Genomic DNA, 15,970 nt, shown 5'->3' with positions numbered 1-15,970 from the left:
CCACGTGTGGTATTCGAGATATGGTATAATTTGAATATTCATTTTAGTAGAAGGAGGAACTGTTTTGGCTCAAAAAACAAAGAAAAGAAAAAAACGTACTACAAAAAAAACAGTTCAATACAAATTTTCTAAAAATATAATTGGTGCTATATTTTTATTATTTGGCATACTTGGCGTTTTAGCGCTGGGATACTTGGGAACTTTATTCGCTAACGTTTTCCGTTTATTCGTCGGGAATACCTATCAATTTGCGTTATTGATTCTTGGTGTCTACGGTAGTTATTTAATGGTCATGGGTAAAGAGCCTAACTTGAAAAAACGCATTAGCTGGGGTTCATTGATACTATACATTGGCGTATTAGTATTTTTAGAGGCATGGTTTGTTGGACATTCAGACGTACATAATCAGTTTATTCAGTACACATGGGGGACGTTAGTTTCAGATTTTCGTCAGTCGTCGGTAGGATCAACTGTTGGTGGCGGGATGATTGGAGCAAGTTTATACCAGTTATCGCACTTTTTGGTTTCACAAGCTGGAACGTATATTGTTAGTACACTTTTCATTTTAGCAGGATTATTTATTATTTTTAATTTATCATTTTCAGAAGTGATGTATACCGTTCACCGCTACCTTAATGTCATTATTGCTTGGTCAAGAGAAGGCATTCGTCGTAGTAAAGTGGCATTTAATAGTTTTAAAGAGGAAAGACAAGAAAATGAGATGGATTTGGAAGAAGAAAACCCCAAACCATTGGTTGATCTGAAACCTAAAGTTCAGGAAATAGAACCTGAATCCAATCTAGATATTGGTAAGCTACCAATTATTACGCAACAAGAACCGGATCCAGAACCAGAAGTAAGCGATGAACCTAGTTTATTAGCAAGCGTGGTTGCAGAAGATAATGAAGATTATCAGTTACCACCAGTTACACTTTTAACTAAAATCCCCAAAGAAGACCAAAGTGGCGAATATAAAACAATTGAAAAAAACACTAAAATATTGCAACAGACATTTGAAAGTTTTGGTGTCGACGTTGAGATTAAAAGTGTGAGCTTAGGACCATCGGTTACCGAATACGAACTACATCCGGCAATTGGTGTTAAAGTTAGTAAAATTGTTAATCTTGCGGATGACTTGGCATTAGCGCTCGCCGCCAAAGATATTCGGATTGAGGCGCCAATTCCTGGTAAATCACTGATTGGAATTGAAGTGCCAAACTCTAAAATTTCAATGGTATCGTTCAGGGATGTTATTGAATCACAACAAAAAAATCCAACGCCGGACAAGGTTCTTGAAGTACCGTTGGGTCGAGATGTTTCGGGTCAATTAGTAACAGCAGATCTAACGACAATGCCACATTTGTTAATTGCCGGGTCGACAGGAAGTGGTAAGTCTGTTGCAATTAACGGTATTATCACAAGTTTATTGATGAATACGAAACCAAACCAAGTTAAGTTTATGTTAATTGATCCTAAAAAAGTTGAACTAGGTGTCTATAATGGGATACCGCATTTGTTGACGCCCGTTGTCACGAATCCTAAAAAGGCGTCACGTGCTTTGCACAAAGTGGTTTCTGAAATGGAAAGACGGTATGAATTATTTGCAGATGCCAGTCAGCGTAATATTTCAGGATATAATGAAATGATTACACAAGAGAATAAAAATGACGGTCAAAAAAGAGCAACATTGCCTTATATCGTGGTTATTGTTGACGAATTGGCAGATTTAATGATGGTCGCTTCGAATGAAGTTGAAGATGCTATTATTAGATTAGCGCAGATGGCCAGAGCGGCCGGAATCCATATGATTTTGGCAACCCAACGACCATCAGTTGATGTCATTACGGGCTTAATTAAGGCAAATGTGCCGTCACGAATGGCTTTTGCTGTTTCAAGTGGTATTGATTCGAGAACAATAATCGATAGTAACGGGGCTGAGAAGCTCTTAGGACGTGGAGATATGCTGTTCTTGCCGATGGGATTGAACAAACCGATTCGGGTACAGGATGCATATATCTCAGATAAAGACGTTGAGAGTGTTATTCAATTTATTAAAAATCAACAGGAACCTCAGTATGATGAAACAATGATTGTAACAGATGATGAAACGGCTAATTCTGGGTCATCAGCTGATTCAGAAGATGAGTTATACGGAGATGCCGTTAAATTAGTTGCACATGAACAATCTTGTAGTGTATCCATGCTGCAAAGACGATTTAGAATTGGGTATAATCGAGCCGCGAGAATTGTCGATGAGATGGAAGCCAAGGGGATTGTTGGCCCACCCGAGGGAAGTAAACCGCGTAAAGTATTAATAAATGAAGAAACTGATAACCCAGATTAGGGTTGTCAGTTTTTTTATTGTTGTTGTAGACCAGTTATTACGAAACAATTAAATTTGTGTTTCACTAGTCTTTCAATTATTATGGTAAGAGAACGTCCGATTAAAAGGAGGCACATTTTTGTGCGTAAACAATTAGAAAATGGTATTAACTTAACCGTTATTGAAAATAGTCAATTTAAAACAAATAGAATAGTCATTAATTTTGTTGCACCTTTAGCTGGGGAAGAATCAGCAGAACGCATGTTGCTAGCTAATTTATTAGAAATTAGTAGTGCAAAATACCCATCTCAACAAAAATTAGCCGAGAAGTTATCAGAACTTTATGGGGCTAGTTTTGGGATTACTGTTAGTAAAAAAGGAAATTACCATTTAATAAGCCTGATTTTAAATGGCGTAAACGATAAATTTTTGGAACACAAAACAGATAGTTTGAAAGAAATATTTAATTTTATTAAAGAAATTATTTTTAATCCTAACGTGACAGATGGCCATTTTGATGAAGAAACATTTAAACGTCAAAAAGAAAATTTGATGATGTCAATTAGAAGTATTAGTGATGATAAACAATCATACGCGGGATTAGAATTACAAAAGCTTTATTTTCAAAATGATCAAGCAATCCCAAGTTATGGCACAATTGAAGCCATTGAAAAAATCACCGCAACTAGTCTATTTGAGTATTACAAGCAGATGCTTGCAACTAACCGAGTGGACATTTTTGTTATTGGTGAGTTAGATGAAATAGAAACGGAAAGTATCGTTAAAATATTACCATTTACACCGAGAGATTTTGAAATGGTACCTATCTTCTATCATCAGGATGTCAAAGAAGTTGTGACTAAAGTCGAAACGCAAGCCGTTGCTCAAGGTAAATTGAATATAGCTTACCAGTTACCCGTTTACTATAGAGAAGACGGCTACTACGCTGGGCTTATTTTTAATGGCATTTTTGGTGGTTCACCACTTGCTAAACTTTTTGTAAATGTGCGTGAAAAAGCTAGTTTAGCTTATTACGCTAGTAGTTCATTAGATACATTTAGAGGGATTTTAACTGTTCAAACTGGTATTGAATCACAAAATAAAGATAAGGTTATCGAAATTGTTCAACAACAATTGGATGACATCATCGCAGGTGATATCAGTGATGAATTATTGAATAAAACAAAAATGACCATGATTAATCAATATCAGAGTAGCCTTGATTCGCAAATGGCATTAATTAATCAATCAATGGTTGATCAGTTGACACAGACGGAAGTTGGGACAATAGAATGGATTGATGGTATTAATGCCGTCGATAAATCTGCAGTTCAGGCTATCGCTCGTGAAGTTAAATTACAAGCAATCTTCTTTTTGAATGGGGAAATCAAATAATGAAAACATTAGAATACCCGCAGTTCGATGAAATATTATATACAGAAACTTTGGAAAATGGTCTGAAAGTAAACATTTTACCTCGTAAGGGATTTCATAAAACTTACGGTATTTTTACAACCAATTATGGTTCAGTAGATAGTGTCTTTGTGCCAATTGGTGAAGAGGAAATGATTCACGTACCAGATGGTATCGCGCATTTCTTGGAACACAAGATGTTTGAAAAAGCAGATCATGATGCATTTGATTTATTTGGCGAATATGGGGCTAGTGCGAATGCTTTCACTAGTTTCACACGTACCAGTTACTTGTTTTCAAGTTCTAATCATATTCCTGAAAATATTGAAACATTGTTAGATTTTGTACAGGACCCTTATTTCACACCAGAAACGGTTGAAAAAGAAAAAGGTATTATTGGTCAAGAAATTCAAATGTACGATGATGATCCTAATTGGCGACTATATTTTGGGATTTTAGGTAACCTCTACCCAAATCATCCCGTCAGCAGTGATATAGCTGGGACAATTGAATCAATTGATAAGATTACCGCGGATGACTTATATAAATGTTATGAAACTTTTTACCATCCAAGTAATATGAATCTATTTATTGTTGGTAATGTTGATCCTGAGGAAACGTTAGCTTTCATCAAAGCTAACCAAGATTGTAAGAATTTCCCAGAAGTGGCTGAATCAATTAAGCGATCAATTCCAGAAACTCAGGTTGATGGGTCAGATATCATGCCATATCGGGCAACCGAAATGGAAATCCAACGGGCTAAAACAATTGTTGGTATTAAAGGCTTGGATGATGTTCCTGAAGGTCGTGATGGCTTGAAATATAAAGAGACGATTCATATGCTGCTCTATCTCCTGTTTGGGGATACTGCTCCTCAATATATGAAGTTGTATGATGAAGGAACACTAGATGATTCATTCGGATACGAATTTGAAATTGAACGTGGCTTTCATTTTGCAAGTATCAGCGGTGATACAGATAATCCGCAAAAATTGTCAGATGCTATCATTCACATTTTAGAGAACGCGGCGGATTATTTAGCTGACGCAGATGCTCAATTTGAACTAGCTAAGCGTGAGATGTTAGGACAATCAATTCAATCAATGAATTCTCTTGAAAGCATTGCAAATCAATACGATGGTGATCTATTTAATGACGCTACTGTCTTTGATCGAGCACCAATTATCGAAAACATGACCTTAGATCAAGTTCGCCAAGGTGCCAAAGACTTTATTCGCTCTGAAGCAATTAGTGTTTATCAAATTATGGCTAAAGAGGACAAATAAGGTGAGCTGGGCAGTTATTTTTGGTGCATCCGGTGATATCGGTCAAATGATTGCGAGACAGTTAGCAGACGCGGGTTGGTCGTTGACCATGCATTATTATCAAAATGAACAAGTAATTACAACATTGACAGATGAGTTGAGAAAAAACTATCCAAAACAGGATTTTTTACCGCTACAATTTGATATGACAACGGCTGATGTTGAAGCCGTGACATCGCAATTATTTGCGGTTGACGCGTTAATATTTGCGGAGGGAACAACTTCTTATCATTTATTTAATGAGGCCCCAATGGCTGATTTAGAGAAAATGATGAAAATGCAAGTTCAAACGCCGTTAGCGCTAATTCAGAAATTGGAACCTAAATTAGCACTAAACCATTTCGGACGTATTATCTTTATTGGTTCGATTTATGGAGGTGTTGGAAGTGCAATGGAAGTTCTGTACAGCACAGTTAAAGGGGCTCTGTCTGCTTTTTCTAATGCGTATAGTAAGGAAGTTGCGTCATTAGGTATCACAGTTAACGTTGTAGCACCAGGAGCAGTAGATACAAAAATGAATCAACAGTTTTCTGAAGAAACAAAAAAAATAATTTCAAATGAGATTCCAATTGGTCGATTTGCTCATCCTGAAGAGATTGGTTTCTGGGTGAAGCAATTATTGGCAAAAGAGGCAGGGTACCTCACCGGACAAACAATTTATGTGTCTGGCGGATGGTTGAAATAAAATAATAAAATTTTAATAAATTGGGCATAGTGACTATGTTATACTGGGCTTTAGAAGATTAACTATTAAACTAAGTGGAGAATTTGATATGAGTGAAATTGGAAAGAAATTACAAGAAGCGAGAATAAATAAAGGTTACACGTTAGATGATTTACAACAAATGACGAAGATTCAAAAGCGTTATTTAATCGCGATTGAGGACGAAAAATTTTCTGATTTACCAGGAGATTTTTATGTCCGTGCATTTGTTAAACAATATGCGGAAACAGTCGATTTGGATGCAAATGAATTATTGGGAGAATTCAATGAAACTGTTCCAGATGAACCAGAGGCAGTAGTTACAAAGGAACGAGTATCGCGTTCTGATAAGTCTGCGGGACTTCCAAAGGACAGCAAATTTGATAAATTCATGTCGTATTTACCTACAATTATTATTGTTGTCATTGTTTTAGGAATTTTGGGAACTATTTATGGTGTAACATTAAACAATAAAAATACGGATACTCAAATTGAAAGTTCAAGCTCTAAAGTTTCGGTTTCAACTGATTCAAAAGCAAAATCTGAGAGTGCTAGTTCTGCATCGTCAGAAACAAGCTCAAGTTCTTCGTCTGATAAGAAGACGCAAAAATTAACATACGTTTCAGATACGGGGACAAACACCGTCTATACGATGGAAAATGCACCCAAAACTTCTGAAATTAAGTTAACGGCTGCTGGTAGTGCAGCTTGGAGCTCAATCACAGCTGACGGCACACAATTATGGCAAGCAACGCTTGTGTCAGATGCGAGTGACACTGTTTCAATTCCGGCTGGAACAAAGTCATTTGTCTTTAGTTTTGGAAATGCAACGGCTATGAGTATTACAATAAATGGCAAAAAATTTGATTTTACGAAAACAAATCCGGCCTTACAAGTTAGAACGGTTACCGTAAATATTCAATAAACAAAAATTGCCGGCAACGAAGTCTATGTTGTTGGTTTTTTTTGAAAAAAAAGGGGAACAATTATGAATTTACCAAATAAATTAACGGTTGTCAGAATTATATTAATTCCAATTTTCATGTTGGTGTTATTATTACCACTTGATTGGGGAATGGTCACCTGGGCTGGCACTCAAATCGAAGTTACACATTTGGTTGGGGCGATTATTTTTGCGGCTGCCTCATTAACAGACTTTTTGGATGGTCAAATCGCACGCCGACAACATTTAGTTTCTAATTTTGGAAAGTTTGCTGACCCGTTGGCTGATAAAATGCTTGTAATGACTGCATTTATTATTCTTGTCGCATTTAATCAAGTGCCATCTTGGGTAGCAGCAATCATTGTTTGTCGTGAACTTGCTGTCACAGGGTTGAGATTGATCATTGTTGAAAATGATGGTCAGGTTATGGCTGCGGCTATGCCGGGTAAAATTAAAACAACAACGCAAATGATCGCAATCATTTTGTTGTTCTTAAATAATGTATTGTTTGCAGCAATTAGTGTCCCAATGGCCGCTATCTTCCTTTACATTTGTTTATTCTTTACTATCTACTCAGGAATCGATTATTTTGTCCAAAATAGAGCGATTTTCTCAGATTCATTCGAAAAATAAAATGATTAGACTAAAACGGTTAGCTGTTTTAGTCTTTTTTAATTAGAAACTAGGAGGCAATATCATGCACGCAGAGATAATTGCAGTTGGAACAGAAATTTTATTAGGACAAATTGTAAATACGAATAGCGCTTTTTTAGCAGATAAATTAGCGGATTTAGGCGTTAATGTATTTTATCAGACGGTTGTTGGGGACAATGAGTCACGTATGCTAGAGACAATTGAAATTGCTTCTAAACGAAATGATTTAGTAATTTTATCCGGAGGGCTTGGACCAACGGAAGATGACCTAACGAAACAAATGGTGGCTAAATTTTTAAATGAAAAGCTAGTTGAAAATAAAGATGCAATGCTGAAAATTGAAAATCATTTTGCGCAAACGGGTCGAAAAATGACTGAAAACAATAAATTGCAAGCCTTGTATATAGAGGGCTCAGTGCCCATCAAAAACCATGCCGGAATGGCCGTTGGAGATTTCTATAAGGGTGCAGCATGCGACTTTCTACTATTACCCGGCCCACCCAATGAATTGAAAACGATGTTTAACAAAGAAGTTGAGGAACTATTGAAGCAAACATATAACTTGAATAGTCATCTTGAATCAAAGGTTCTACGCTTCTTTGGAATTGGGGAATCTAAACTGGTTACTGAACTAGAAGATATAATAGATGCACAAACAAATCCTACGATTGCTCCTTATGCGAAGACTAATGAAGTTACTTTACGAATTACCGCGAGTGCTACAGAAGGAAAATCGGCTGAAAAATTAATTGGCGAGATGGAAACTAGTGTGTTAAATAGGGTAGGTAATTATTTTTATGGTTATGGGGATGATAATTCATTACAAAATGTGGTTGTGACCGAACTGATTAAAAATGATTTATCAATTTCTGCCTCAGAAAGTTTAACAGCCGGATTGTTTCAAAGTACTTTGGCTGAAGTCTCGGGAGTCTCAAAAGTTTATCCTGGCGGATTTGTGACATATGCAAATGCAGTAAAATCTGATGTTTTAGGTATTCCGACTGAAACAATAAAAAAATATGGCGTTGTTAGTGAAAGTATTGCTAAACAGATGGCTATACAAACACAGGATAAAATGAAAACGGATATTGCCATTTCATTCACGGGGGTCGCTGGTCCAGATGAACTTGAAGGACAAAAAGCAGGAACTGTTTGGATTGGACTTGCCTTCAAAGATAATCCCGTCGTTGCAAAACAATTTCATTTTGCAGGGAACAGAGAAACCGTTCGTCAAAGAAGTGTCTTAAGTGGACTTAAATGGATATTTGATGAAATTAATGAATAAATAATTAAAGCTAACAATGGATTGTTGTTGACAGCGGGGGGCAATTAACCGTAAAATACTAAAGTGTATATGAACAAAATAAAAAACATCTAAAAATTTATGATTAATTTAATTAATCATTGTTTGATGGTGCGGAGGTGGACTTTTATGGGAACTATAACAACCGTATTAATCCTCGCTATCATCGCTATTATTGCTTTAGTTGCTGGAATTTTTATTGGAATTGCATATAGAAAGTCAAATTTTGAAAAAACACTCGATGGTGCAACACATACGGCCGAAGGTATTTTACAAAGTGCAATGAAAGATGCTGAGACTCAGAAAAAAGAAGCCGTTTTAGAGGCCAAAGAAGAAAGTCAAAGTTATCGTGATAAAATAGACAATGAGTTAAAGGAACGACGTTCAGAAATTCAAAAGCAAGAAAATCGAGTAATTCAACGTGAAGAAACTTTAGATCGTAAAGATGGCGCACTAGATAAACGCGAACAAACGCTTGAGAACAAAGAGAAAAAAGTAACGTCTGACCAAAAACTTATTGACGTCAAACAACAAGAAGCAACTTCACTTATCCAGGCACAACAAGAAGAACTTGAAAGAGTTGCTTCTCTAACACAAACACAAGCACAAACCATTATTATGGACGATACAAAAGAATCATTGAGTCATGAACGAGCTGTAATGATTAAAGAAAGTGATAAGCAAGCCAAATCAGAAGCTGATCGTAATGCTAAAGACTTAGTTGCTCAAGCTATCCAAAGAAGTGCAGCAGACATGGTTTCTGAAACAACTGTTTCATTAGTAACCTTGCCAAATGACGAAATGAAAGGCCGTATTATTGGTCGTGAAGGACGTAATATTCGAACATTAGAAACCTTAACAGGGATCGATTTGATTATTGATGATACGCCTGAAGCAGTCGTTTTAAGTGGATTTGATCCAGTTCGTCGTGAAATTGCCAAGATGACGCTTGAGAAATTAATTCAAGATGGTCGTATTCATCCAGCACGAATCGAAGAAATGGTTGAAAAATCACGTAAAGAAATGGATGAGAAGATTCGTGAATTAGGTGAACAAACAACCTTTGATCTCGGACTTCATACGATTCACCCAGACCTAATTAAAACAATTGGTCGCTTGAATTACCGAACAAGTTATGGTCAAAATGTGTTAAGCCATTCTATTGAAGTTGCCAAGATAGCAGGTGTGTTAGCCGCTGAATTGGGTGAAGATGTTACATTAGCGAAACGCGCAGGATTGTTACATGATATTGGGAAAGCAGTTGATCATGAAGTTGATGGTTCACATGTGGAAATCGGACTTGAATTAGCTAAGAAGTATAAAGAAAATGATGTTGTTATCAACACCATAGCCTCACATCATGGCGATGTTGAAGCTAAGTATACGATTGCTATTCTGGTTGCGGCAGCTGATGCTGTCTCAGCAGCAAGACCTGGTGCACGAAGTGAATCATTAGAAAATTATATTCATAGGCTTGAAAAACTTGAAGATATTACCCATGAATTTAAGGGTGTTCAGAAAAGTTATGCAATTCAAGCTGGTCGTGAAGTACGTGTTATTGTCACGCCAAATGAAGTTAATGATATTCAAGCAACTGTTTTAGCTCGAGATATCAAAAATAGAATTGAAGATGAACTCGAATATCCAGGCCACATTAAAGTGACCGTAGTTCGAGAAACAAGAGCAATTGAGTACGCAAAATAAATAAAAAAACGGTGGTGATTTGAGATTAACTTCTTAAATCATCATTTTTTGTCTAATGACTTTTTTAATTGGATTTCTATATAAAAAGAAAGAATGTTAAACTGGTTAATATATATAAGAAAAGAGGACGACCATGCGTTTATTATTTGTCGGAGATGTTGTTGGTGATTCAGGTCAACAAATGATTAAGGAGTACTTGCCAAAATTAAAAAGAAAATTTCATCCACAGGCAACCATTGTGAATGGTGAAAATGCAACAAAAGGCCGAGGAATTAATGAATCAGTTTATAAGGCATTCCTTCAGACGGGTGCCGATGTTGTTACAATGGGTAATCATACTTGGGACAACCGTGAGATTCAGGATTTTATTGGTGGCGCAAAGAAATTAATTCGACCAGCTAATTTTTCAGCAAATCAAGTGCCTGGAATTGGTCATACGATCATTAATATTAATCAACAGAAACTAGCCGTGATTGACTTACAAGGCCGTGTTTTTATGACGCCTTCAGATGATCCTTTTGCAGTTGTTCAAGATATTTTAGAAGAAGTTAAAAAAGAAACAGATTTCATTTTTATTGATTTCCATGCTGAAACAACGAGCGAGAAAGAAGCCATTGCATGGTTTTTAGATGGACAAGTATCAGCCGTTGTAGGAACTCATACGCATGTACCGACAAATGATGCGCGTATCTTGCCCAAAGGAACTGCATTTATGTCAGATGTTGGTATGACGGGTCCTTATGATGGTATTTTAGGTATGAAACGTGAAAATGTAATTGGTCGATTCTTATCGCAAATGCCTACACGATTTGAAGTTGATGAAACAGGACGTCAAACATTATCGGCTTGTGTCATTGATATAGATGACAAAACGGGACATGCTAAGAAAATATTCCCCGTTTTGATCAACGATGATCATCCTTTCATGGACTAAATTAAAAATAGGAGGGCATCTCGACTATGCCGCAAAAAACGAAACAGACACCAATGATGATTCAATATTTCGACATTAAAGCACAGTATCCTGATGCTTTTTTGTTTTACCGTTTGGGAGATTTTTATGAATTATTTTACGACGATGCCATTAAAGGCTCTCAACTATTAGAATTAACGCTAACGACACGCAATAAAAAAGCGGATGATCCAATTCCAATGTGTGGTGTTCCTCATCATGCTGCTCAAAACTATATTGATATTTTAGTTGAAAAAGGGTATAAAGTCGCAATTTGTGAACAAGTCGAAGATCCTAAGTTGGCTCAGGGCATGGTTAAACGAGAAGTCGTTCAATTGGTCACTCCGGGAACGACAATGGATAATGGTATAAATGAATCCAAGGAGAATAATTATTTAACGGCCATAATTGAAGATGGTGGGGTATTTGGATTTGCTTACGTTGATTTATCAACAGGTGAACTCAAAACGAGTCGTTTGGATAATTTGGATAATTTAATTAACGAATTAATGAGTTTAAGAACGAAAGAAATTGTGATTAACAGTAGCTTATCCGATACAACAATTGAAACGTTGAAAAAGTTAAATATTATGCTCTCAATACAAGAACTTGGTGAAAGTCATGCTGAATCAAGCTACGCTATTCAAGACTTAACGGATTCGTTAGAAGTGACCGTTGTCAAGGATTTATTAACGTACCTTTCAGTCACACAAAAGCGCAGTTTAGACCATTTACAAAAAGCAGTTCATTATGAACCTGATTTTTTCTTGAAAATGGATCATTATTCAAAATACAATCTAGAATTAATGCAAAATATTCGAACGGGTAAAAAACAGGGGACCTTACTCTGGTTACTTGATGATACAAAAACGGCAATGGGTGGTCGTTTACTTAAACAATGGATTGACAGACCGCTTATTAACTATGCCGAGATTTTAGACCGCCAAAACAAGGTTGATTTACTGATTAATCATTATTTTGAACGCAGCACGTTACAAGAAGAATTAGTTAAGGTTTATGATTTAGAGAGGCTGGCCGGACGTGTTGCTTTTGGGAGTGTGAATGGACGAGATTTAGTCCAGCTTAAGCTATCACTTAGGCAAGTACCCAAAATTAAATACGTATTGGAAGAAATTAACGATGGGACTTTTTCCGATGTTATTAATAAGTTAGACCCGGTTGATGACGTCGCTAATTTGATTGAACGCGCAATTGTTGAAGAGCCACCATTATCAGTGACCGATGGACATTTAATTAAGCAGGGATACAATGATCAGCTTGACGTCTACCAAGATGCCATGAAAAATGGTAAACAATGGTTGGCAGAGATGGAAGCAAAAGAACGAGAATTGACGGGAATAAAAAACCTTAAAATTGGATTTAACCGTGTTTTCGGTTACTTTATTGAGGTAACCAAATCTAATATTATAAATGTGCCAAAAGATCGATATGAACGTAAACAGACGCTAACTAATGCTGAGCGTTATATTACGCCCGAGTTAAAAGAACGGGAAAGCATCATTTTAGGAGCCGAAAGTAAGGCAATTGATTTAGAATATAAATTATTCGTTGAAATTAGAGAAACTGTTAAAAAATCGATTGAACGCCTACAATTGTTGGCGCAAGGGATTGCGACACTAGATGTTTTACAAAGTTTTGCGGTTGTCAGTGAAGATTCACATTTTGTGAAACCACTTCTATTAAAAGAAGGGCATCAATTGGCAATTACAGCTGGTTGGCACCCAGTAGTCGAAAAAGTTATGGGCAAACAAAGTTATATTCCAAATGATGTTAATATGCCAGAAACGCTAGATATATTATTAATTACGGGACCAAATATGTCCGGTAAAAGTACGTATATGCGTCAATTAGCATTGACAGTTGTGATGGCTCAAATTGGGTGTTTTGTACCGGCAGAAGCAGCCAAAATGCCTATTTTTGATCAAATATTTACTCGGATTGGCGCGGCCGATGATCTTATTTCGGGGCAGAGTACATTCATGGTGGAGATGAAAGAGGCAAATCAAGCACTCAAAAATGCGACTGAGAACAGTTTAATCTTGTTCGATGAATTGGGCCGGGGAACGGCAACGTATGATGGTATGGCACTTGCACAAGCTATCATTGAGTACGTGGATAAACATGTTCACGCCAAAACACTTTTTTCAACTCATTACCATGAATTAACGGTACTTGAAGAAACGGTTAATTCTTTAAAAAATGTCCATGTAGGAGCTATCGAGGAAAATGGTGAATTAGTCTTCTTACACAAAATTCAAGATGGCGCTGCAGATAAATCATATGGGATTCATGTTGCTAAATTAGCAGGGATGCCCACAGAATTATTAAGTCGAGCAACGTTAATTTTGGATGATTTAGAGCAAAAAAATGAACATTCAAATACAACATCGAATTCTCAACAAACCATTAATGAAGAAGAAATACAGTTATCTTTATTTACGTCTGAAGAGTTATCGAAAGACCAGTCAGCAGTTATGGATGAACTTAAAGCACTTAACTTGATGAATATGACGCCAAGAGATATTATGAACGTCTTATACGATTGGCAAGAGAAATTGAACAAATAAGACTGAAGGTGATTAAATGACGAAAATAATCGAGTTACCCACAATTTTAGCGGATCAAATTGCTGCTGGTGAAGTGGTTGAAAGACCTGCATCCGTTGTGAAAGAACTAGTTGAAAATGCAATTGACGCACATGCTACACAAATTGACGTTGTCGTTGAAGAAGCTGGACTTAAATCAATTAAAATTATTGATAATGGGGACGGTATTGAATCATCGCAAGTTGAAAATGCGTTTAAACGGCACGCCACAAGTAAAATTACGACAAGAGAAGATTTATTTAAAATCAGTACCTTAGGTTTTCGTGGTGAGGCGTTACCCAGTATCGCATCAGTTGCTAAAGTAACTATGAATACAGCAGTTGCTGGACAATCCGGGGCTTTTATTGCAGTTAATGGTGGCAAGATAGTTGATGAAAAATCATCCGCTAGTCGTAAAGGAACGGAAATAACCGTTTCTGACTTATTTTTTAATACACCTGCCAGATTAAAGTATGTTAAGTCATTGCAAACTGAAATGTCAGTTATTAGTGACATGATGAACCGACTGGCAATGAGTCACACAACTATTTCTTTCTCATTGACACATGGAGACAAGGAAGTGCTGAGAACAACTGGTAATGGTCAATTACAACAGACTATCTCTGCCATTTATGGCGTAAAGAGTGCGCGTCAAATGCTGGAATTTAGTGGTCACGATTTAGATTTTAAAATCAGCGGTTATACATCTTTACCAGAATTGACACGCGCCGGAAGACAATTTATCTCTATCTTAATTAATGGCCGTTATGTTAAAAACACTAGTTTGAATAAGGCTATTATTAAGGGGTATGGATCAAAATTAATGGTTGGACGGTATCCGGTTACGGTTTTAAATATCCAATTGGACCCTTTGTTAGTTGATGTTAATGTTCATCCAACGAAGCAAGAAGTGCGGTTAAGCAAGGAACCCGAGTTAACTGAATTAATTAAAAAAGTAATCTACGAACGAATTGCTAAAGAAAATTTAATTCCGGAAGCATTAGAAAATTTGAGTTCAAAAAAACGCGAAAAGATAGATACTGATCAATTACAGTTTGATTTAAATGAAGCCTCAAGTAAATATCAATCTAAACCTAGTTTTGTGCTGGGGAAAAAGAAATCGGTAGCTAGCACATCGGTTGATGTCAGCAGTAGCGAGAAACTAAATGAGTTATCAGAAGCAATTGAGCCAATCTCAATTCAAGTCGCCGAACAATTGGAATCAAAGCGTGTTAGTGATTTTGAAAATCGGTATGCTAACGAGGATAATTTAGAACCATTTTCAATTGATCAGCGAGTTAATCTAGTCGATGAAAAAGAAATCAGCGATGAAGAAGAGTTGACGACCAAGAAAAGTGAACAAAGATTTCCGGATTTAAAATATATTGGACAAATGCATGGGACGTATTTATTTACGGAGTCTGAGGATGGGCTGTATATTTTAGATCAGCATGCTGCGCAAGAACGGATTAATTATGAGTTTTATCGAAAGCAAATTGGTGAAGTTTCTAGTGATTCACAAAATTTATTAGTTCCTATCGTTCTGGAGTACACGGCAAGTGAAGCTATGATTATTACCGAGCATACCGAGATATTGTCAGAAGTTGGACTCGTTCTTGAACCGTTTGGTCAGAATAGTTTTATTATTCGACAACATCCAACGTGGTTTAAAGAAGGCCAAGAGGAGAGTACAATCAGAGAAATGATTGACTACTTGTTAGCGGATGGTAAAATATCGATTGCAGAGTTTAGAGAAAAATCAGCGATTATGATGAGTTGTAAGCGAGCAATTAAAGCAAACCATCATCTTGATGATCGACAATCTAAAGCGCTGATAGCTGATCTAAAGAGTGTGGAAAACCCATTTAATTGTCCACACGGACGTCCAGTACTGGTTCATTTTTCAAATCAAGATATGGAACATTTTTTTAAACGAATTCAAGAGTCGCATCAAACGGGTCATGAAGGTTAAATTTAGAGTCAATTATTGCTGAATACTTGGCGATGATTGATTTTTTTGTAAGGTAAGGAGCACCTGTATAAA

11 protein-coding genes are annotated in these 15,970 nt (G+C 36.6%); all 11 read left to right on the top strand.

All coding sequences use genetic code 11. From position 1 onward, the window contains the following. Nucleotides 1-64 precede the first annotated feature (64 nt). The 11 genes from N0K73_RS07605 (at nucleotide 65) to mutL (ending at nucleotide 15,898) form a co-directional block, all read left to right on the top strand. On the top strand, nucleotides 65-2,344 hold the full coding sequence (locus N0K73_RS07605; RefSeq protein WP_112251498.1) for an FtsK/SpoIIIE family DNA translocase: 2,280 nt from the start codon (nucleotides 65-67) through the stop codon (nucleotides 2,342-2,344). 120 nt (nucleotides 2,345-2,464) lie between these two features. Further along, nucleotides 2,465-3,718: an EF-P 5-aminopentanol modification-associated protein YfmF gene (gene yfmF / locus N0K73_RS07600; RefSeq protein WP_181647457.1), complete on the top strand. Its 1,254-nt coding sequence runs from the start codon at nucleotides 2,465-2,467 to the stop codon at nucleotides 3,716-3,718. Next, on the top strand, nucleotides 3,718-5,022 hold the full coding sequence (gene yfmH / locus N0K73_RS07595) for an EF-P 5-aminopentanol modification-associated protein YfmH (protein ID WP_112251502.1): 1,305 nt from the start codon (nucleotides 3,718-3,720) through the stop codon (nucleotides 5,020-5,022). Before yfmF ends, yfmH begins: the two co-directional genes overlap by 1 nt. A 1-nt stretch (nucleotide 5,023) precedes the next feature. Continuing rightward, a complete protein-coding gene (gene ymfI / locus N0K73_RS07590; protein WP_112251504.1) occupies nucleotides 5,024-5,746 on the top strand; it encodes an elongation factor P 5-aminopentanone reductase in 723 nt (240 codons plus the stop codon). Between the two features lie 88 nt (nucleotides 5,747-5,834). Then, complete coding sequence (locus N0K73_RS07585) at nucleotides 5,835-6,689, top strand: helix-turn-helix domain-containing protein (protein WP_057974553.1); 855 nt, start codon at nucleotides 5,835-5,837, stop codon at nucleotides 6,687-6,689. 63 nt (nucleotides 6,690-6,752) lie between these two features. Continuing rightward, the gene (gene pgsA, locus N0K73_RS07580) at nucleotides 6,753-7,340 is read left to right on the top strand and encodes a CDP-diacylglycerol--glycerol-3-phosphate 3-phosphatidyltransferase (protein WP_057974554.1); all 588 of its coding nucleotides are present in this window, start codon (nucleotides 6,753-6,755) and stop codon (nucleotides 7,338-7,340) included. A 64-nt stretch (nucleotides 7,341-7,404) separates the two neighbouring features. Continuing rightward, nucleotides 7,405-8,646, top strand: coding sequence for a competence/damage-inducible protein A (locus N0K73_RS07575; RefSeq protein WP_112251506.1), 1,242 nt, complete (start codon nucleotides 7,405-7,407; stop codon nucleotides 8,644-8,646). A 147-nt stretch (nucleotides 8,647-8,793) separates the two neighbouring features. Continuing rightward, on the top strand, nucleotides 8,794-10,368 hold the full coding sequence (gene rny, locus N0K73_RS07570; protein ID WP_112251508.1) for a ribonuclease Y: 1,575 nt from the start codon (nucleotides 8,794-8,796) through the stop codon (nucleotides 10,366-10,368). A 133-nt stretch (nucleotides 10,369-10,501) separates the two neighbouring features. Continuing rightward, nucleotides 10,502-11,302, top strand: coding sequence for a TIGR00282 family metallophosphoesterase (locus N0K73_RS07565; RefSeq protein WP_112251510.1), 801 nt, complete (start codon nucleotides 10,502-10,504; stop codon nucleotides 11,300-11,302). Between the two features lie 26 nt (nucleotides 11,303-11,328). After that, nucleotides 11,329-13,908: a DNA mismatch repair protein MutS gene (gene mutS / locus N0K73_RS07560; protein ID WP_112251512.1), complete on the top strand. Its 2,580-nt coding sequence runs from the start codon at nucleotides 11,329-11,331 to the stop codon at nucleotides 13,906-13,908. A gap of 16 nt (nucleotides 13,909-13,924) precedes the next feature. Next, nucleotides 13,925-15,898: a DNA mismatch repair endonuclease MutL gene (mutL, locus tag N0K73_RS07555; RefSeq protein ID WP_112251514.1), complete on the top strand. Its 1,974-nt coding sequence runs from the start codon at nucleotides 13,925-13,927 to the stop codon at nucleotides 15,896-15,898. Nucleotides 15,899-15,970: the final 72 nt, after the last annotated feature.

This window comes from Dellaglioa algida (genome assembly GCF_030127605.1).
Lineage (GTDB): Bacteria > Bacillota > Bacilli > Lactobacillales > Lactobacillaceae > Dellaglioa > Dellaglioa algida.
This window is presented reverse-complemented; position numbering and strand designations above follow the sequence as displayed.